The following is a 21,471-nucleotide window of genomic DNA, read 5'->3' as shown; positions in this document are numbered from 1 at the left end:
CAGCGTGCCTGCGTTGACCGTGGTTGCACCGGTGTGGGTCATCGTGCCGCTGAGCGATTGGGTGTTATCGCCCGATTTGATCAAGCTAATCTTGCCGTCGATCGAGCCGCTGTAGAGAGCCTCGCCACTGTTGCCGTCGATCGTGAGGATTCCTCCCGTGTCCGCGGTGGGATTGCCCGAGACAATCGCCCCACTGCCGTGCAGTCGGCCCATGGAGATGTTAAGGTCGTTGAGGTCGTTCCGGCCATTGATGTCGAGCGTGCCATCGAGGTAGACATCGCCATCGGTGTTGATGAAGTTGTTCCCCAGGCCGGAGATCGATGTCCCCGCCGCCAGGTTCAGGTCGCGATGCACGACGCCTGGCCGTGCGATGATGGCGCCCTCGGCGACGATCAGGTTGCCGTCATACGTGCTGGACTTGCCCATCACCAGTGTGCCGGCGCCCCGTTTGGTCAGGTCGCCCACGCCCTGGATTCGCCCGACGAGCAACTGGTTGGCCGCGACCCCGACGCCGATCGACGAATCTCCGTTGAGGAAGATCGTGCTCCCGTCATTGTTGTTGCTGCTGCCGAATCGGGTGTTGGAGTCGTTCGATCCATCGGAGTAGAGGGCACCGTTCCCGTCGACACCGTCGCCGGTGATGGTCAGCTTCTCGTTCTGGATTCTCAGACCGGAGTTGATCTGCAGCGTTGCGCCATTGAACACGACGGTGCCGTTAGAATCGTAGGTGTCTGCGGTCGCGGTGCCGGTGTAGACGATGCCGCCGTCACTGTCGAACTCAGCTCCGGTTTCGACGCCGCTGTTGCCCAAACCCTTGACGTGGGCTACTTCCAGATTTGATCCGGTGGGGACGATCGTGACGCCGTCGTAGTAGTTTTCTTTGCCGTTGCCGATCACCCCACCTTGAGAGCGGCCGACGTTGCCGCTTGCCTGCTCGCCAAGCACCAAGAGCGTGTTAGTGTCGTTGATGAGGACCGAGTTGATGTGGTCGTAGCCGTCGACGTCGAAGGTCGTGGTGTCATTGGTTTCACGCCAGTTGTCGTAATAGAACTGGGCGGTGCGGAACAGGGTGGTGTTCTCGAAGTCTTCCGCAGGGCGGTTGCTACTGATGTTGATGTCGACATTGTTGCCGTTGGCGTAGACCAGGGCGTAGTCGTGGTTGAACGGTTGGTCCCCGACCAGCTCGATTTCCACCGCTGTATCCCGAATATCGTTACGATCAAAACCCAAGATCGGTCCATTCACCCCGTCTGCCTTGGCATTGGTGATGGTCGTGTTGTTTCCGACTCCAAAGCCGTTTTCGGTGCCGTAGGCCTCGACATTGTTGAGCGTTTTTGTGCCACCACCAAGCGATGTGGCGAATCCGCTACGCATGTTTGTGACCACAACATTGTCCACCGTCAATCCTGACGAGCCTGTATACATCCGCACGCCCCCTTCGGCGCCAGAGATCAGAAGGTCGTCGGGGATTTGGTTTTGGTGGTAGGTGACGCCGTGCTCCTGGTAGAGCGGGTGATCGATGACATTCTGAGAGGGGAACAATTCGCCAGTCACCGTGCTGTTAGTCAGCGTCGTATCGGTGGAAGTTTGTACGAAGAAGCCGTGTCCGAAAGTGTTGACCTCTAGGTGCATATCGTTGATGACGGCATCGGTGGCCTCACCAACTCGAAACGCGGATGCCTTACGGTGTGCGAGGAAGGGGGTGATGCCTCCCGAAGCGCCCTTGCCGAACGCGTCGCCAAGTCCGTAGGCATCGGTTCGTGAACCTCGCGTCACGACGTGGGCACCGTCCACGGTATTGCTATCGCCGGACAGTTCGACGTACTGCGTCGCCCAATCGGCGTAGCGTTGAGCATTCGGGTCAGTATCCAGAGCGATATCCTGCCCTATCAAGTTGATTCCTCGAACGGTGTTGTTGGAACCCGAAATCCGGATGACATCGACTCCGCTGTCGTGTCCGAGATTCCGCCCGAAGCCGTCGAGTTTGCGGGTGTCGAGATTGATGGTCGCGCCGGCGAGGTGGTAGGTGTTGCCGGTACCACCGAGCTCCATAAAGACCGGCGCGCTGTTGGTCGGGTCGGTATAGTGGTCGCCGTTGATCCAATAATGGCCGGGCGTGACGACGCCGGTCACCGGGTGAGGGTCGCCGCCGGTCGCGCTAAGCGTGACGGTGGAATTGTTCACCGACAACCCGTAGCTCCGCAGCTCCGCAAGGCTGTTGGCGGTGACGGAAGTTTGGGCGTCGGCCGAGGTCACGGCAAACCACGAAAGAGCCGCCATGAACAGAACGATCTGCACATCTCGGTGAGGAAGTAGCGAAGTCAATAAGACCATGAGTATATCATCCTAAAATAGAAAAGCTTTACGGCGTCGACGCAGTATCAGCGGCGACCCCAATCCGATCAACAACACCGCTGAGCTAGGTTCGGGAACCGCGGTGACGACGAAGTCAAAGCTCTGGACCCCTGTGCCCAACTCTCCCACATAAGTCGATCTTTCAAACAGGCCAACCAGTTCGGCGTACGTCAGATTGGGTGCCAAGATCGATCCAAAATCAATCGAGGCTAGCCCGGTCGCCAACGGATCACTGGCAGAAATCTCACCTGCATTGGCGGTGAAGAAGAATCCATCAAACGGATTGCTCAGTGCCCCGGTATTGATGAACATGTCGTCGCTTTCAAGCACAAAGTTCGTGATTCGACCGCCGTCCGCTTCGCTGCCATCGAGCATGACCGCGCCGGTCCGCGGGTTGTAAATCAAATCTGCCAAGTCCGAACTTAGCAAGGAAGCGGCAGCAGAGCTGATGAGTGCATTTTGTGGCGGTAGAGTGGCGCCGAAGTTGCCAAATACCACTCCGATGTCGGCGTTGTCGACGTCTAAGTCCCCATCAAAATCGCCGATCGTCCAATCGGCGTCCGTCGTCGATTGATACGACCCAAAGACCGCTCCGATATCGGCATTGCCAACCGAATCGGAGAAATCGGCATCGCCCATGATCGAGACCCTTGCGGTCACATCGTTAGCGCCGTATTGCACGGCCAATCCAGCATTGAGTCCGTTGACCGTCCCCATCGAGACGCCGCTGATCGAATTAAACTTACCGTTCATTGCGCCGGTGGAGTTAACCAACGTGACGTTGTTTCCGATCTGGTACTGTGAAAGATTGTTCGAGCTGAGTTCTAATTCACCAGCGAGCGAAGTCGTTCCACCGACACTCAAACTGTCTTTAATATCGAGCGCCAAGGCTGCACCGTCTGCTTGGGAATAGTCCCCACCAATCGTCAATTGCTGACTACCAAAAGTGTTTGCGTTGCCTGGTGAGAGTCGGCCGCCGGTGGTGAGGACAACATGCGAAGCGATCGATCCGTTTCCACCGAGCGTTCCGCCGTTAACGGTGTAGTCGCCACCACCGGTATGCGTGCCGTTGATCAGCAGCGTGCCTGCGTTGACCGTGGTTGCACCGGTGTGGGTCATCGTGCCGCTGAGCGATTGGGTGTTATCGCCCGATTTGACCAAGCTAATCTTGCCGTCGATCGAGCCGCTGTAGAGGCCGTTTCCGGTATCGCCAGCGAAATTGAGTGTGCCGCCGTCAGTGTTGCTCGAAGTGAACTGCCCGCTGCCAGACAAACGACCGATCGTTCCGCTGAGAGTTCCACTACTGCGTCCGTTAAGGTCGAGCGTTCCGTCGAGTTGGATCAATCCCTCGGGTGTGTTGAGCATGTTGCCAATGCCCTTGATCGAGGTTCCGGCCATCACCGTAAGATCATGGTTTACCACTCCGCCACGTGCGACCACGTCTCCTTCGGCAATAATCAGGTTACCGTCGAGCGTGCTGGACTTTTCCATCGACAGGATCCCAGCGCCGAGTTTGGTCAGGTTGCCGGTCCCTTGGATGCGTCCCACCAACATTTGGTTGCTGGCGATTCCGACGCCGATCGATGCATCACCGTTAAGAGCGATGGTGCTCTCGTCACTGCGGTTGGAACTGCCGAAGCGGGTGCCGGTACTGGTAAGTCCGTCGCTGTACAACGCCCCCTTGCCGTCGACGCCATCGCCGGTGATCGTCAGTTTCTCGTCTTGAATGCTGACTCCTGGGTTGAGTTCCAGTGTCGCGCCATCGAAGACGATCGAGCCATTGGAATCCAAGGTGCCGTCATCGGCCGAGCCGTTGTTCCCCATTGCTTGAGCATCTTTTGCAGTCATGCGAGTCCCACTTAATACCAGCGTGACACCGTCGTAGTGGTTGCCATCACCACCGTTCACGGTTCCTGCACTCGAGAAACCACCTACATCGTCGCCGTTTGTCCCCAGGACTGTGATTTGGCCAGTGAGATTGTTGACGACCACGCCATCGGCCGGCAGGCTGGTGTTATCAAGATCACGGAGGTCGTGCCGCCAATCGTTGAATCGCTGTCCAACTCGGACATAGGCATCGGCAGGAAGCAAGTCTGGATCGATGTCGCTGGTTAGGGTTACAACGTTGTTCGTACCATTGATGTAAGCGACATCCCAAGTCCGACCGACTTGCGGCACATCGCCAACCAACTCGATTTCAATATTGGTGTCGTCCACGTAACCTTGGCGATAGTAGAGCAGTGGGCCGTTGGTCACGTCGCCTCGCGAATTGGTGATAACGGTACCCAACCCCGGTTCAAAGCCAGTTTCGTTACCGTAGGCCGAGGCGTTATTCACCGTGACTTCACCACGGGCAGCAATCAACGAGAACCCCTCTCGCATGTTGGTCACTTCCACGTTTTCGATAACCAAACCCTCGGACCATGCTAGGTTGGTGCCATCGCCGTAGTAGCGGATGCCGTCTTCGCTGCCGGAGATCAAGATGTCGGGGAACATTTCTTGGCCGTAGACGTTGACGCCATACTCTTGATAGACCGGATTGTTGATCACATCGTTGCTGCTAAACAACTGACCGGTTACCGACGAGTTTCGGATCTCGATGTTGTTACCACCTTGGACGAAGACGCCATGCCCGAACGTGTTCATGTCCAAATCAAGGCCATTGATCTTGATTCCGCTGGCGAATCCGCTGGCGTTGCCGCCGTCGCTCCCGTTAATCAGGACGCCAGACGTTTTGTTGTGACCGATGAAGGCGACGCCACCTTCGCCGGGCGGCAGATCACGGCCAGCGGGTGGCGCACCTTTGCCAAACGCATCGCCATATCCGTAGGGGTTCGAGCCTGCGGTCACGATGTGCGCGTTGTTCAGTTCGTTGTTGGTGCCGCTAATTCGAAGGTAGTTTGCGGATCGGTTTGAATAACGACGAGCATCGGGGTCGGTATCCACGTCGACGTCCAAGCCGGTAAGTTTCAATCCGTTGACCTTTAAATTGCTCCCCTCGATATTCATCACTGAAAAATTGGTCACACCGCCGTAGCCCGCCAATTCCCGAGTATCCAGTTTGAGCTGGGCTGCTGAGAAATCGTAGACCGTGTTGCTGCCGGTGAGACTAATAAACGCGGGACCTGTCAGAGAGCCGTCGATCCAGTAGTCGCCGGCCGCCACCGTGACGACATGGTTGTCGGCGTCGGCGTAAGTCCTTAACTCTGCGATGCTAGTGACCGTGACGTTGGTTTGCCCGAAGGCGGGAGCAGACAACAGCCCCACGAGCCAGAGCCCCAAGAGCCAGAATAAGTGCGGGCCAAAGACGCGTCGTTGAGAAGTTGGATGAATAATTCGTGTCATGAAGAGGGTGCCAGATGTTTCCAATTTCAATGAGTCGTATGCGACCGATTGCGGACCAACGGCCTGTCAGTTGCACATAAGTCAATTTCATCCCGAAGGGATTGCAAGCCATTAGCCGTAGGTAAGCGAAGCGCCACCTACGGAAAACGGCAAGCAAACCATTGTTCGACCCCGAAGGTGGTCGCAGCGAACAGGCTGGGTTATCTGCGACCACCTTCGGGGTCGAAAAACATGCGTTGTCGTTCTGTATCCGGTGGTATCGCTGCGCTCAACCACCGGCTAATGGCTTTAACGCCTCCGGCGTAGTTCGACCAAATGGTCCTCAGGCTGCGGTAGCCTGAGGACCGTTGGCAGATCAACCACTAAAACTACTTGCGTCGACGACGCACCATCGCCAAACCACCGATCGCCAAAAGCGCGAACGAGGAAGGCTCAGGAACAGCGACTGCGGTTAGACGAACCTGAAGGTCGTTGCCGCTGATCTGGCTTTCCCAACCTGAGGAAATTGCGGTCGCACTCAGGGTAGGAGCACCCGTCAGCGTGCCTTCCCAAGTCATGACCGTTGTCCAGACGTTTTCTGCAGCACCGCCCAGGTCATAGGGATCCAGGAGCGAACCGGCTGCGAAGACCACATTGCCTTGCGTGCCAGCCCCGTCGTCACCGACGTCGTCGACAAGGATCACGGAGCTGCCGCCTGCATCAAGTCCGATGCGAAGCATGCCACCGGCATCCTGTTCCCAATATCCATCAGTGGTACCAAAAGTACCGACACCGACCGTCGCGGAACTACCGGCAATATGGAAGGTGCCAGAGTCGCCGATCTCAACATCATTGCGGGAGGCGAACGAGCCACCGGTAATGTTCAGGGTTCCGTCGCCACCGCCGGCGACATTACCGAGTTCAAGGCCCCCTTTACCCGTAATGAATTCGCCACCACTGACGTTGATTGTCCCGCTACCGCCTGTTGCCGTGCCCACCCGAACTCTATTCGCCTCAACGTTCGTAATGCCACTCACAATATTCAGAGTGCTGAACTTGTTGGCCCTGCCGCCAATGACCGCGCTGGTGCCGTTCGTAACGAGAACGTTATTGCTGGCGCCTGAAGCCCCAAAGTCAAAGGTAAGGGAGTGAGTTCCGTTGGCACCACCAGCAGTACTATCCCCCATCAACAAGCGTGCAATCCGGTACTGCGTCGCAGACTGCAAGTTGCCGGCAGTGTTTAGAGCAGTCCAGGTATCAGCATCGAAAACAACCTGGTGATTGTTATTGATTAAGGTGTTTCCACTGCCGTTGTTTAACGGCACAGCATCGGCGGCCCAGTTCAACGCGTCCTCCCAGGAGGTGCCGTCACCCCCGCCATCAAAGGTGTCGGCCTGAGCGACGCCTCCAAATGCCATGGCCAAGGCCATAGCGGCTATAAATCTTCCTGTTGCAAATTTCATTTTGTATTTTTCCATGGAGTTGAAAAGAAACGTGGTGAGGTTGACACCTCACAAATAACGCTTGTTTGACCGTGGGTCACGTGCCCCACAGTCCTTCTTTACGAACCAACTATGGTAGTTGGTCTTCCTGCAAGAGTTACCGAAAAACATTGCCGCCTAAGTCCATGGATGCAATTTTCAGACTTCATCTCGCAAGTCATCTTCTACTTTCGACGGCGTCGGTTCGCCACTCCCATTCCGATAAGAATTAACAAGGCAAGGGCATTCGGTTCCGGCACAGCACTAACAATGATGTCGAAGCTAGGATTGCCGGAACCTAACGACCCCACATAAGTTGACGTTTCAAAAAGACTAACCAATTCCGCATGACTCAAATTGGGTGCCAGGATCGATCCAAGGTCCATCGAGGCTAGCCCGGTCGCCAGCGGATCACTGGCAAAAATTTCACCCGCATTGGCGGTGAAGAAGAATCCATCAAACGGATTGCTCAGTGCCCCGGTATTGATGAACATGTCGTCGCTTTCGAGCACAAAGTTCGTGACCCGACCGCCGTCCGCTTCGCTACCGTCGAGCATGCCCGCGCCGGTCTGCGGGTTGTAAATCCAATCTGCCAAGTCCGAACTTAGCAAGGAAGCGACGGCAGAGCTGATGAGTGCATTTTGTGGCGGTAGTGTGGCGCCGACGTTGCCAAATACCACTCCGATGTCCGCACTATCGACGTCGAAGTCCCCATCAAAATCGCCGATCGTCCAATCGGAATCGGATGTCGAGCCATACGACCCAAAGACCGCTCCGATATCGGCATTGTCAACCGAATCGGAGAAATCGGCATCGCCCAAGATCGAGACCCTTGCGGTCACATCGTTGGCGCCGTATTGCACGGCCAATCCAGCATTGAGTCCGTTGACGTCGCCCATTTAAACGCCATCGATGGAGTTGTTGTCGCCCGTCATCTTCACGTATACCGCTGGCCAGTCGGCAGGCCGACGCGCGTTGGGATCCGTGTCCACGTCATAGCCGGCAAGGTTGTAGGTGTTGTTCGTGCTCGAGAACTCAAGGCACGTAGGCTCGGGATGGCACGTAGGCTCGGGATGGGTCGGGGGCTCGGGATGGGGCGTAGGCTCGGGGTGGGTCGGGGGCTCGGGATGGGGCGGGTTAGCAATGTGGTCGCCATCGAAACGGTAGTCGCCCGCGGCGAGTGTGATCGTCGCATTGCTTAAACTGGAATACGTAAGTAACTCGGCCAAGGTATTGGCGACGTACTGCGCTTTGACCGGAGTGCTGATGCCAAACATGATCTGGGTAACCATTGCTACGCCGATCCATCTAACAACTCGATTTTTGTTAATCAATTGAGGCTCTTTCTCTGTGAATCGAATTCCATGTGTTTGGAAGGATACTTAGGGTTGGGTGGATATCACTCGCAGCGTGTCGCTACGGCCTGAGCCGTCCGTGTCAACAAATTCAAAATGCCAAACGTCCGGATCAACGCCGTGGGCGAACTGCAATCCTTGATCGGTAAGGACGCCATCCCATTTTATGATGTCCCAAGAACCCGAACGATGGGCATCAAGGAAACCAACATCTAGCCAAGCACCTTCTGCGAACGTCACGTCCCCGCCTTCATCGCCACCGACCTCGTCAATCGAAATGGGGGTCACCCCTTGATCATCGATCAAGACTTTCAGAGTGCTGCCGGGATGTTGTATCCAGAACCCGTCATGATCTTTCTCTTTGCCGATTTCGATGCTTGTGGCTGCCGACCCTTCAACGAAAAAGCTCCCCACGCCGTCATCACGGCCCAACGACACACCCCTTCGAGTTAGCAACGAACCGCCACTGATCTTAAAGGTTCCAATTCCGCTTTTGGCGCCAATGTCCAAGCTTCCGACCGCATTATTGACGGCACGCGAGATGGTCAGGTTGCCTCCTTTGAGGTGATAGGTGCCGATCGATCTAGGATCCAAGCCAATTTGAAGTGAATTCAGGTTGACGTCCCCGCCATTTTGGTTGATCGTTCCGTCTCCGCCTCGCAATCCAACTCTGGTGTGACGGCTCGAATTAGAATGGGCATTTAAATTCCCTCCTATGATGTCTAGCTCGCCGGTTCCTCCAATGTTCGACCCGACGTAGAGCGATTGAAATGGTTCGGATGTTCCCTCACTGTAGATTGCCTTGTCGGGGCCAGCGGTATCGATCAGTACCGTGTCGGCACGCAATGGTGTAATCCGTTCGGCCCAGTTTTCAACGTTGCCCCACACATTGTCACCGCCTTGGTTGGTCCAGGATACATTTTCCAAGTCGTGGTGAGCAAGGATCTCTTGAGGGGTGAGAGCTCGGTCGAACATAGCGAACTCGTCCATCCGACCGTTGAAGTTCTGCGCGATCGATTGATCGAGCACATGACCGGCGTTCCCGTTCCCCAATTCGAGTTGTCCGGTTTTCAAGATCGATGCTTGTGAACTCAACCGTGAAAGACCAACAAGTTCGCCGTTGACGAATTGACTGCACGTCCCTCTATGAGCGTCCCATACGAATGCGAGTTGGACCCATGTGCCGAATCTTTCTGGTCGAAGAATTGGTTTGCTCGAATAGCAATCCAACCACGTCGATTCCGATTGTACGTATTGGCCCAAACGCAACCGACCGACGGATAGATCGACTTTGTTTCGCGATATTTGCCATTGGAGATTTCCTTCTGATGAATCGTCCGGCATCAGCAATGCGGCCACATTGGTATCCATTGCGTCAAGTCGTACCGATGCGATTGCCGTCAATGTCTCGTGTTCTCCAGGAACAGAGAATAGGACTCGATCAAAAACATTCTTAAATTCCAAGGCATGTTTTCCCGGCCAACGGCCATCGGTAAAGTCACAGCCAATGATCGTTCCGTCGGTCACGTGTTCCTTGGCACCGCTCGGCCTCAACGCATGGTTTTCCATCACAGTATCGTCCGAATCGGAACCTTCGAAGTCGAAGTAAACCAAACAACTCGGGTCCTCGACAATTGCTGCACGCCGACGCTCCCATGCCTTTCGCTGTAGAACCTTTGCCCTCTGCGTTCGCGACATGACGATGGCGGCCGACGGGAACGTCTCTGCTTTCGAGGGGATTTCACGATAGGTTCCGTCGGTGACGACACCCACCGATTCCCCTTGGCGCAGTTCTCGAATTGGATTATCCGTCGATGGCGAAATCAGTTCCACCATTCCTTTGATGACATGGATTTCCGCTTCATTGTCCGCACTCACATTCATGGCGAACGACGTGCCGCGATTCACGACGTAGACGTGCTCGGTCTGAACGAGAAAGCCGAAGGCCGGTGGTGGGGCATCGACTCTAATGCGCCCGCTTCGGCAACGCATCGCCATATCGCTGATGATCTCAATATCCGCTGGCCCTTCGACTGTGATCAAAGCGCCTCGATTGGTCTGGATTTCGATAAGCCCACTTTCCAATTGAAACCGGCTGGGGCCCATCGGTTCGCCCACTCGCGGTGCACCTTCTGGGTCGAGCCACTGAACAGCCACTGCTCGACGAACGGCCGCCATCCAAACCACATTGTGAGCCGGACTGCCAACAATTTGCTGTGCGTCGAACGCGATGTCTGATTTGGAGGTCGAGTGAAAAATGGACCAGTAGCCAAACACGGCGATCAGCATCGACACGGCGATGCCCGAGACGATCCACTGACTCAGCAGCGGTGAGAGGGATCGTGCTACGTTCGGTTGTTGGGCGGGGTCCTCTAACCGTTGGACAAACGCTTGGTCGTCCCCCCAAACCTCTTGGCCATTTTGCCGCAGCAGCGAATTTAATTTCCCTCGTTGCCAAAATAATTCCCTGGCTTGAGGCGAACTCAAAAGCTCTTCCTCAAGCTCTTGTTTGGTCGCCTCGGTGAGTCCTTCGTCGAAGTAACGGTCAAGCAGCTTCTCTAATCGTTCTGTATCCATGGGGCCTCTAACCGTTTATTTCGAGTTTGGCGTTGATGCATTTTTGCAGCGTGCCTCGTGCACGCGACAACACCACGTAGACCGAGTCGATCGACCATCCCAGGATCGTTGCGATCTCCGAAGCGCTGTGAGCGCGTTTGTAACGCAAGTCGATGGCCCGCCGTGTGTGGGGCGACAGCTCGCACAGGCACTTTTTGAGCGCCGACATTTCCGCTTCGTCACCTTCGTCCAACAGCGGATCGTCCGCTGCACAAACCGCTTCAATTGCTTCGGGTGAAAGCAAAGTCTTGGATTTTTTGAGTCGCTTGCACTCTTCGAGCACTTTGTATCGAGCGATCGTACAGGCCCAAGCCACGAAATTTGTCCCGGCCACAAAGTCGTTGGCCTTCAAGGATGCCGTCAAGAATGTCTCTTGAAGCACGTCATCGGCACGCCCAATGTTCGGCAAAATACTTAGGATGTAACCACGTATTCGCGAGGAGTGTTGGACAAACAAGGCATGGACGCGGTCCTGGTGGGATGGCTCTTTCTGGCTAAACATTGTTGTTCCTAAGTCAATCCTGACGCAATATTTCACGCCTGATGGCAATGGGCGTGCCTTCTTAAATCTAAACTAGTGAAGTCGGAAAAATTCGCAAAAATCAGTGAGTTACGCTCGTTCTTTCCCAGGCCATTTATCCCCCAGGCCATTTATCATCCGTCGAGCACCTAAGCTATACCAATTGGTGTAAGAATTGGATTGAGGCCTCTCGCTACCGTTGGGGCAGGCCAGCCAAAATAGGTGGTCGCAACGGAATTTAGCCGAGACGCGTTAACGTTCCGTAACCCTCCCTTAATTCGAATTCTGCTTCCAAAACATGGGAAAAAAATGCCTTTGATGCTCTTCACGCAACGCTCAGCCCCCTTATGGCGAGTAAAGAAGGTTCAGGGACGCTTGTGAATATCGATTCGCCTTTGAGACCGCTGAAGTGGGTTCATTGGGTTTTAAGCTTCTTTACACGGAAATGGATGTTCTGCGGTCCGGCGATTTTGGCCGGAAGATTATAGGTCTGACTCCAACGCTTGCTGGTCGCGTCGTATTCCGTCTGCCAAAAATCGTTGCCATGAACGCTTTGATCGAGCGGATGGCCATCGACGACAAGTTCATAGTGGCTTGGTGAACTCAGGTCGGTGAAGGTGATCGGCACGTAACCAAGGCCGCCCGAAAGCGTCAATTTTGCTTCGTTGTTCAGCGTGTGAATGCGGACATCGGGGTAGGTGCGTTGGATCTTGCCAATCGATGCTTCTGCCTTGCGATCGTTGTTGACCGCCTCGCGATGAATCATTTGCCATGTGTTCTCGTGCTGCGCTAGTGCAGATCGAAGAGCTTCGTTGGGTCCGTAGTAGTTGCGGGCAAACTGTGGCATAACAATGTGTTCAATCGTGGCGTCGACGAAATCGCCAGGTTCCAAACGAGTGATTCCAGGCGGCGCAACGAAATCGATCGTGGACGTGTCATGGCCTCGAGCATTGACACCGTGTTCTGCGATCCAAGGCGGAGTGTCCTTTCCGCCAAGCCTCGCTTTCCATGAACGAATCACGACGCCACGATTCGCGCATGCTTCTTGATTGCCTTGTTTGGGGCGAGCCACCGCATCGTGAAGTGAGACCCAGGTAGCGCGGCCGGTGCAGGCAACCGGATTGGTTCGATAAGTATTGCCGCCCCATTGAGTGTTCCATTCTTTCAACAATCCGGTAGTGTCGCCGATCGCCATTTTTCGCTCGCCGGTGGAGCTATAGGTGTCAGCTCCGATCTGGAAGATCACCAATCGTGAGAAGTCCGTGGCTTTTTTTACTGCCATCCGCAATCGGTAGGTGCCACGAACCAGATCATCGGTGCGCGACAAACTGACCGTCGCCGCTTGACGGATACCGCTTCCTAAGTGACCGTCAAAAGTGACTTCGGTAAGGCATGGGCCTTGACGATGTTCGGTCGTTTTCATCGCCGTATGGGGAACTCGATTCCCGCTTGGATCGAACATGCGAAAGTAGTCGCCACCACCGACGTTACACGTCCATCGCCACGCCTGAGCATTGTCCGTTGCTCGGACCATCAACGGTCGCACATCCGTGATGCTGCAATTCGCTTGTACTTGATCAGGCTCGTAGCAAATGCTCTCGCCCCACGCCCCGAGCGCACTTTGGTCCCATCTTTGGTTACTTCCCCAGCCGATCAGGCAAAGCTGGGTATGTGATGCGGCGGCAACACCACCCCAGTGTCCGTAGACGATCGACAATTCCAACTCAACCGTCGCGTTCGCCAACAATCGCACTTGCGAGATCCCATGAAACCAATCGCCACGGTAGGTACCGGCTTCCGCGTCGGTGTGCCAATTCTTGCTTAGCTGAACGGGGATGCCAGTTGGATGACCTTGGGCGTCACGAAGCACCGCGGAAACACCCGTAATTGACGACCCGACATGTTGCTTGATACCACCCGATGTCTTCTCAAACATCAGCCTTGCGATCTGCGGCTGATCGCTAGGGTTGGACAAAACGAGCTTGATGCGTTCCATCGAATTATTTTTGTTCGCTTCGGCATCTTTGCCCGCCGTGTTCGGCACGATCGGTTCAATTCCATCCAAGTTGATCCGATGCCAACCGAGCACCGAGTTGTACTTGACCGGCCTTGCTTCGCCATTTGCGATCTCCGTGGCGCGAACATTGACATCGCACTTTGCAGAGACCTTTTCAAATGCGATGGGGTCGATGGCAAGCGACACTTCATTCCATTGTGAAGGATCTGTTTTTCCTTTTGTTGGAAGATCAAGAGAATTCGACAATGTACCGTTTGGTCCACGCAGTCCAATCGCCAACGAGGCCGACTTCCAAATCGAACGGGGTGCGGTCTTCAATCCGACACCATCGCTGCGGAATCTCCATTGCTTTGTTGGCTTAACCTTGGCATCGACTACATCCGGATGTCGAAAATGCTGAAGGATTTCACTGCTGCTGAGAGCGCGATCGTAGTACGTTGATTCATCGATGACACCGCGAAAGTGATATCCGTCGCCACTGTTGTCTTGCCTTCGGCCGAAGGTCAAGGGGCCATCGCTGGGCACACGTTTTCGGCCGATCGGCTGTTTTGCCGATTCCCGGCCGTTGACATACAGTCGTAATGAATCACCGTCGTAGCTAATTGCCAAATGGTTCCAAGTGTTCAATTTCAAAGCATCGCGGAGATCAGCCGTCGCAGTAAACGCGTTGTCGCGGCCGCCACCGATATTGAGTCTTGCTTGTGCCCGACCATGAAGAAAGATGATTCCGAAGTTGCCATCGACCTCTTCATTTCGATCTTTGCAAACCAGCCACGGAAACGTTTTCTCGGAGGCTTGGTAGTTGTGGGGTACATAGGCCCAAAGTTCGATCGTGAAATGTTTGCTATCCAATTCAGCGGAATGCTTTACTTCAAGATGGTTTGTACCGTCGAGCCCGAAGCCGCCGCCGATTCGACCAAAGCTCTTTTCACCCGCTTCGATCGGCATGATTGCGGGGCGAGCTGCGAAAATGAGTCCAAGGCGATCTGACCAGGCGGCCGTTTCAAATCTTGCTTCGACGTTGAGTTCTTGCTCGTCGGTGGATGTGAAAACTAAATCGGTTACGTCGCCACGTTGGAAAAATCGGCCCGATTCGATCAGTCTCGGGCCGCCGTGCTTAGTCCACTTTCCGCCTGCGGCACACTCGTAGGTCTTTCCGTCGACCACGATTCGCAGGCCAAGTTGTGCAGGTGGCAATGTCGTTACTGCATTTGGAATGTCCAGCGGTCCAAAGTGCGGGATTTGCATCGTCTCGGTATCAAGAACGAATCCGTAATTCCCCGATTGGAAACAACGATGCCACCGAGCTGAGGGCGAATGCGATGGAAACCCGTCGGCCCACCACATGGTCGTCCGATCCGATTCCTGAGGCATGATTGAAATTGGATCCAATGCCGATAGGCGGCTGGTGGCGAACACGAGCATCAGGATGCAGGAGAGCGGCTTTAGCCCAATCACGGAGTTATCGGAGCCTCACTTTGGTAGACTCGTTCGGTCTGGAAAGCGTACTCGCAACAATCATTATGGCTTCCTCTTTGGCGATAGCGGCAACACGTTGGCTCGTTCGGCGTACGTGTCCCAAAGGGCGGCCAGTTCCTTTTGCTTCTCGGGCATCTCGCTGCTCAAATCGTTTTGCTCGCTTCGGTCTTTGGCAATATTGTAAAGCTCCCACTTTCCATTTTTGCCTTTAGCGACCAATTTCATATCGCCCACGCGCACCGCTCGATTGCCTTCGTGTTCCCAATAGATTGCTTCGCGATCGATTGGTTTCCCTTGAAACGCGGGGATCAAACTCTTTCCTTCCATCGGCGAGATGGCTTGGCCTTCGTGGTAGGTTGTCGGATACTCTGCACCGGAAATATCCACTGCGGTGGCCATCAAATCAATCAAATGGCTAGGTGTTCTTTCGAGCTCTCCGCGACGCGATATGCCGTCTGGCCAAGACACAATAAGAGGAGTCGAAATACCGCCTTCGTGTACCCAATGTTTGTACTCACGGAACGGTGTATTTGATACGGTTGCCCATCCGATTCCGTAACCGATTGCCGTATCCGCTGGGCCTGCCATCGCTCCTTTGCCTCGTCGTATTGGGTAGCCATCACGAGTTTGTTTCGGTAGTGCATCCGGTTGTATGTAGTCGGCAGACAGCGGAGATAGTGGCGGTTTGGACGCACGATCGGTTCCTTTGCCACCCCGTCCGTAGGCTTCGGCACATCCGCCGTTGTCTTGCAAGAAACAGATCAACGTATTGTTGAATTGTCCAGTTGCCTTGAGCGATTCGACCATCCGTCCGATGCCACGGTCCATCGAATCGATCATCGCAGCGTAGACTTCCATGTTCCGTTTGTCCCAATCCCAATGTTCGGTTTCTTTCAACTTTTTGGGAATGGGCCAATTGACGGTGTTGTCCGCGTCGATCAGTCCAAGTTCAATCATCCGTTCATATCGTGCGTTTCGGATCGCGTCATAACCAGCGTCGTATTCGCCTTTGTACTTTTCAATGTCCTCGGGCAACGCGTGCATAGGCCAATGCGCCGCGGTGAAGGCAACGTACATAAAGAACGGTTGATCGCCCGATTGAAAATGATGTTCGCGAATGAATTTGGACCCTTGGTCAGCGATTGCATCGGTGTAGTAGTACGTTTCACCGGGCCAATGACTCTCAGGATACTCAGGATCATTCAAGGGCGACACAAACGTATTGTCACGAACCAATGATGAGGGATCGAAGAAGCTCCCCGCGCCAGTGATGGTGCCGTAATAGCGATCGAATCCACGTTGTAGCGGCCAATTCTGTTTTTCCGCTTCTGTTTTCGCTTTTACCGCTTTGGTGACGTGCCATTTGCCGGTCATATAACAGCGGTAATCGGCGGACTGCAATGCTTCCGCGATCGTTACGCAATGACGATTTAGTTCGCCGCGATAGCCGTCGTAACCACGGTCTTCCATCATGTGTCCGACGCCGGTTTGGTGTGGATAGAGTCCCGATAACAAACTGGCCCGCGTCGGACAGCAGCGGCCCGTGTTATAGAACTGAGTAAATCGAACACCTTGCTCGGCGAGCAAATTTAGGTTTGGTGTATCGATTTCGCTGCCGTAGCAGCCCACATCCGAGAATCCCATATCATCCGCGAGGATATAGATAATGTTTGGTCGCTGGAAAGATTCAGCGTGGCTAGATTGAGCCTGTATGTTTGGCGGCATCATGGCCTGCACGGCCAACGCCATCAGTGTGGTGAGGAAGATTGTGGTGAGGCGATGATGATTCATGGTGGAAATTCCAAGGTGGGCTGATTTGAACACGTTCACCAGACGGGCAACGATTTGGCGCTATTCGCGGCTACTTTGACGCTCGTTCCAGGAGCAGCATCATTGTAGCGGGATTGTTTAACTGAATGTGCCAACCGTTGTCTTGCAGGTAGGTCGTGCACCTATTGTCGGTGGGCTGACCGAGTGAATCGAGAACGGTGGCTTGTAGCGGGGCTCCCTTATCGAGTCCCCCAAGACTTACTTTTCCGGAAACAGGCTTGATTGCGACAGGGCCGGCACCCCAATTGGCCACCGTTTGAAAATCGTCTTCCCAAGTGAGGTCCCTGTTCGCGGATCGATCCCCGACAAATAGCAACATTTTCTGGCTCGAGCGGATCGGTTGGTCGTCGAGGCTGACTAACACGACGGCGGCGAAGAGGTTGCGGATGTCGACCGATAACTGCGAAGCCCCCGGATAGTTCCCGTTTTGTTCGTCACGCATGAACCCAATCATCGCTTGAACGTTAGGTGTATCGATCACCACTCGGCCTCGTTTCTTGTCCGCTCCGTGCCAACGCAGTTCATTTGTATCCGAAACGATGTCAGCCGGATTCGGCTCCTCAGGATATTCTTGTGTTACTGGTTCAGGCGATAACTTCCATCGCACCCGGTGGACGAGTGGTAAGGTCTTTGGAAAGGCATTGTCAAAGAATGGTCGCTCGAGCCATTGTTCGACGCGAGTGTTGGCAAGCAATTCCGATGGAGAGATCGTGCGGACGATCGTTTGTTTGGCCGGTTTTACGTCGCCACGGTGCCACATCAAAGCGGAGACCATCATCTCGTTGATCTTCATTGGATCCGAACTGAGTCTAAACCACCCGTTCTTTTCAATCGCATTTGGATGGTCGTAGACACCTCGTCCAAATTCATGAAAAACGATGCCGTCCCAATCGTGAAGCATTGCGTATGCTGCGGCGATTGGGAATCCTTCCACGGCATAGCGATGCGGGTAGGGATGATTGGTTTCGCTGATGACAAACGGTTTACCGACCATTGGTGTTCGAGCGAATTGCACAATGGTCGAATCACTCGGGTCATTCACCATCGGATCATTTTTCACTTTCGTGAGTTGACCAATCGATGGGTGCTGCCAATACCCATGTCCATCCAAATAATCGAAGATCGAATTGTTGAGAATATGCGGAAAGCCATTGATGGAATCACTATGGTCCGCATCACCGATCAGCATCGATTTTAGCCCGATCGTCTCTTTGATTAGCGTCTTCATTTGGGACAGAAACGATCGTTCGGTCATCAGGATAAACTGATAGTCCGCCTTAAACCGATCAAGGGAAACCGCTCGGAACTGATCGGGTGAAAGAAGCGTGAACGGTTGGTTATCCGACAAACTCGATTCGTTGCGGAAGCCGGCAATTTGTTCAGCGGAGTAATTTCGGGAGAGCCAACCATTGAATTGGCGATTGAGTTCTTCGGCATACACGACCGGTAGCGGACTCCACGTGTCGCCACTGTTGTCATTCTTGCCGACTAAGCGACCGTTGATCCAACCTTCGATCAGCGAGTTTTCATTGACGATTTCGACGACCAATACAGCGGGTTCGTCGGCGTAGCGGTTCCCGGTGTAATGGTTAACATGGTTGAGCAAATCGGTTGCGTACTTCTTTTCGAGTTCAATGATCCTTGGATGAAAATGGGTGGCCCATTTTCCCAGGCCTAGTTCATCGACATCGGGAAGTCCGTCCTTGTCCCCGTAGGTGCGAAAGACATTCAGGTTCAAATTGCCGTAAATGCCGCGACGACGCAGTTGATCAAAGAGATAGTCGAAGCGTTCAAGATTCGTCTCATCGAGCTGCGATGATTTGCCACCGGTGCGATCAATCGAACTGGTTCCCCAGTTGGAATCGAGGCCATGGAAGCGGACACAGTTGACGCCCAAACGAGCCAACGCATCGGCAAGCTTCTCGGCATCGGCGTGTGAGGGAAAGCAAGAGGGCCCACCCAGATTGACTCCCCAAATCCGCAAACGTTTGCCGTTTTTGTCCACTAAATGTTCTCTGGCGGGGCGGATGAAACCACCGGCGCCAGCGGGCGCATCAAGGAAACCGCTCAGGTCGATGACCGATTGATTAAACGTCGTCCAGTCTAAGGAAAACGGTGCTTTCTCTTGTGCGACACTCGGCACAGAGAAGACGATCAAAAGGACGGCAAGGCAAATCGAAACGATCGGGCGGCGTTTCACGGTGTTAAGGTGGGGTAGGAAGGTGGGAGTTGGAAGGCATGATTATAGTGGATCGATGGTATACCGGCAGTGGCTTTGGGTGCGACACATGGAAACTTTTTGCTGGATGCTCCACTTGGCTTGGTTTTCGGAATTCGCATCAACGGCTATGATCGTTGCTGTGAAATAGGGGCCCCGCCGATTACTGATTTTGATTCGGATTCGTTCACCATGGACGCTGATATTATCCTGAGACAATACCGAATGCTAAAACGGTATGTCGAATGGACAAGCGACGATGCGCAACGTGTTGCCGATTCGTTTGAGCTGGTGGAGCCTTCTCTTGCGCTGTTGATCGATGATTTCTATGAAGAAATCGAACGGCATCAAAGCACACGCCGAGTCATCACCGGCGGTCACGACCAAGTCGAGCGACTCAAAGGCTCTTTGGTACAATGGCTCCGCGAACTCTTTTCGGGAGTGTACGACGATGCGTACGTTCTAAGGCGTTGGCAGGTGGGTGGCCGTCACGTAAGCATTGGACTGCAACAAATATTTACAAATGCCGCTCATTCACGATTGCGGAAAGGGTTGATCCGTGTCCTGCAAGACCGTTGGGTGGGCGAAACGAGTGAATTGTTCCAAGTGTTGGAGTCGCTCAACATGCTTCTCGACATGGATTTAGCAGTGATCCAATCGGCGTACGAATGGGAACACAGCGAACGTCTTAAGCGATCGGAACGTTTGGCCACCATTGGCCAAGTCGCCGGTGGGATCGCGCATGAGCTTCAAAACCCGCTACATGCACTCAAAGCGGGCGTGTATTATCTGACTCGCGCAAGCGATATTCCGGCTGAAAAACTGAGCGAGCATTATCAATTGCTGGATCGGCAGGTCAACAAAGCCAGCGCGATCGTCAAGACATTGACCGACTTTGCTCGACTGCCGATGCCGGTACTCAAACCGATCGATTTGAAAATCACAATCAACAGTGTGATTGAATCCCAAAGCATTCCTAAAAACATTGATGTAGCCGTCGAGATCGGGGAATCCGCTCCGACGCCACTCGGTTGTGCCGACCAAATCGAAGTGGTGCTTTCGAATTTGCTTCGCAATGCGATCGATGCGATGCCCCTCGGAGGCGAAATTGTATTTCGTGTGAGTGAACATCGTGGTTCTGCAAAGATTGTCGTCAAAGACAATGGCGTAGGAATCGATAAAGCGAATTTGGCAAAAATTATGGAGCCGCTTTTCACGACCAAGACACGCGGTTGTGGTTTAGGTTTGGCTCTTTCCAAAGCGATTATCGAGAAGCACGATGGCTTGATGACGGTGTCGAGTGAGCCAGGCGAAGGAACTGAGTTTTGCCTCGAGATCAAGTGCGACCGGTCGCGGCAAGCGCCAAGCTAGAATGTGGATCGATGGTTATTTGACAGAATTGACCGAACCGCCCCAGCCGAGTTTTTCCCGAAGCGTTCGGTAGTCGTCTTGCCCTGGAACCGAAAGCATCTTGAACGTGGGGTCGGCTCGTTCGACTCGCACGCGGTCGCCGGGCAGCAATTGGCTCAATATTCGTCCGTCTACTACCACGCTAGTCGACTCGTAAGGTTCGGTCACCGACAACTCAAACACCGTATCCGCTGAATCAACGACCGGACGATAGGTCAGCGTATGAGGACTGATTGGCGAAATCACGATGGCCTGCAGATTCCGTCTCAGGATGGGGCCACCGGCTGACAAGTTATGAGCGGTGGAGCCAACCGGAGTCGCAAGGATCAAACCATCGCAGCGGTAGCGAGTCGCTAAATGCCCGTCGGCATACAAATCGATATCCAAGATCAGATAAGGCGCACCTCGAAGAATCGCAACTTCGTTCAGTGCCAATTGCTCGGCAATCTCTTTACCATCTCTTAGCACCTTGATGTTAATCATTAAATGATCGATCACATCAAACTCGCCTCGAATCACAGCCGGCCATGCGTGCAGAAAATCATCTGGGGAAAGTGCTGCTAAAAAGCCGAGTCGGCCGCAGTTGATCCCTAAAACCGGTGATTGAGTTTGTCCCATTTGCCGGGCAGCTTGCAAAATTGATCCGTCGCCACCAAGGACGATGACCAAGTCAATTTCTTCGTCTTGGAATTCGTACCGAAACAGCAAGTCTTCGGCAACGATATCGGCTTTGGCGGCGATCACCGGTCGCAAACGGTCAAGTTCCGCTTGCACGCGGTCACGGTTCGGCGCCCCCAACACCACCACGCTTGGCCGATCACCATCGTGACACCATTTAACTGTTTCGCGTGATGGCATGATTCTTT

General features: G+C 54.1%; 12 protein-coding genes. 1 reads left to right on the top strand and 11 read right to left on the bottom strand.

The window, feature by feature from the left end:
- The 10 genes from CA13_RS03005 to CA13_RS02960 all read right to left on the bottom strand — a co-directional run.
- The coding region (locus tag CA13_RS03005) for an autotransporter-associated beta strand repeat-containing protein (RefSeq protein ID WP_146403342.1) at positions 1–2,334 on the bottom strand (2,334 nt) is incomplete at its 3' end.
- Between the two features lie 12 nt (positions 2,335–2,346).
- Positions 2,347–5,700: an autotransporter-associated beta strand repeat-containing protein gene (locus tag CA13_RS03000; RefSeq protein ID WP_146394538.1), complete on the bottom strand. Its 3,354-nt coding sequence runs from the start codon at positions 5,698–5,700 to the stop codon at positions 2,347–2,349.
- A 368-nt stretch (positions 5,701–6,068) separates the two neighbouring features.
- A complete protein-coding gene (locus CA13_RS02995; RefSeq protein WP_419193871.1) occupies positions 6,069–7,142 on the bottom strand; it encodes a PEP-CTERM sorting domain-containing protein in 1,074 nt (357 codons plus the stop codon).
- Between the two features lie 203 nt (positions 7,143–7,345).
- Positions 7,346–8,059, bottom strand: coding sequence for a PEP-CTERM sorting domain-containing protein (locus CA13_RS02990; protein ID WP_146394536.1), 714 nt, complete (start codon positions 8,057–8,059; stop codon positions 7,346–7,348).
- Complete coding sequence (locus CA13_RS02985) at positions 8,060–8,452, bottom strand: hypothetical protein (protein ID WP_146394535.1); 393 nt, start codon at positions 8,450–8,452, stop codon at positions 8,060–8,062.
- Between the two features lie 90 nt (positions 8,453–8,542).
- Positions 8,543–11,092: a LamG-like jellyroll fold domain-containing protein gene (locus CA13_RS02980; protein ID WP_146394534.1), complete on the bottom strand. Its 2,550-nt coding sequence runs from the start codon at positions 11,090–11,092 to the stop codon at positions 8,543–8,545.
- Positions 11,093–11,099: 7 nt separating this feature from the next.
- Positions 11,100–11,633: a sigma-70 family RNA polymerase sigma factor gene (locus CA13_RS02975; protein WP_146394533.1), complete on the bottom strand. Its 534-nt coding sequence runs from the start codon at positions 11,631–11,633 to the stop codon at positions 11,100–11,102.
- A 433-nt stretch (positions 11,634–12,066) separates the two neighbouring features.
- A complete protein-coding gene (locus CA13_RS02970; protein ID WP_419193870.1) occupies positions 12,067–15,042 on the bottom strand; it encodes a LamG-like jellyroll fold domain-containing protein in 2,976 nt (991 codons plus the stop codon).
- A gap of 147 nt (positions 15,043–15,189) precedes the next feature.
- Complete coding sequence (locus CA13_RS02965) at positions 15,190–16,938, bottom strand: arylsulfatase (RefSeq protein ID WP_419193869.1); 1,749 nt, start codon at positions 16,936–16,938, stop codon at positions 15,190–15,192.
- 70 nt (positions 16,939–17,008) lie between these two features.
- On the bottom strand, positions 17,009–19,177 hold the full coding sequence (locus tag CA13_RS02960; protein ID WP_146394531.1) for a hypothetical protein: 2,169 nt from the start codon (positions 19,175–19,177) through the stop codon (positions 17,009–17,011).
- 210 nt (positions 19,178–19,387) lie between these two features.
- Between CA13_RS02960 and CA13_RS02955 the strand changes: the two genes are divergently transcribed.
- Positions 19,388–20,566, top strand: coding sequence for a sensor histidine kinase (locus tag CA13_RS02955; RefSeq protein WP_146394530.1), 1,179 nt, complete (start codon positions 19,388–19,390; stop codon positions 20,564–20,566).
- Between the two features lie 15 nt (positions 20,567–20,581).
- On the opposite strand, the gene CA13_RS02950 is transcribed toward CA13_RS02955, so the two are convergent.
- On the bottom strand, positions 20,582–21,463 hold the full coding sequence (locus CA13_RS02950; RefSeq protein ID WP_146394529.1) for an NAD(+)/NADH kinase: 882 nt from the start codon (positions 21,461–21,463) through the stop codon (positions 20,582–20,584).
- Positions 21,464–21,471: the final 8 nt, after the last annotated feature.

Source organism: Novipirellula herctigrandis, from assembly GCA_007859835.1.
In the GTDB taxonomy this organism is placed as follows: domain Bacteria; phylum Planctomycetota; class Planctomycetia; order Pirellulales; family Pirellulaceae; genus Novipirellula_A; species Novipirellula_A herctigrandis.
This window is presented reverse-complemented; position numbering and strand designations above follow the sequence as displayed.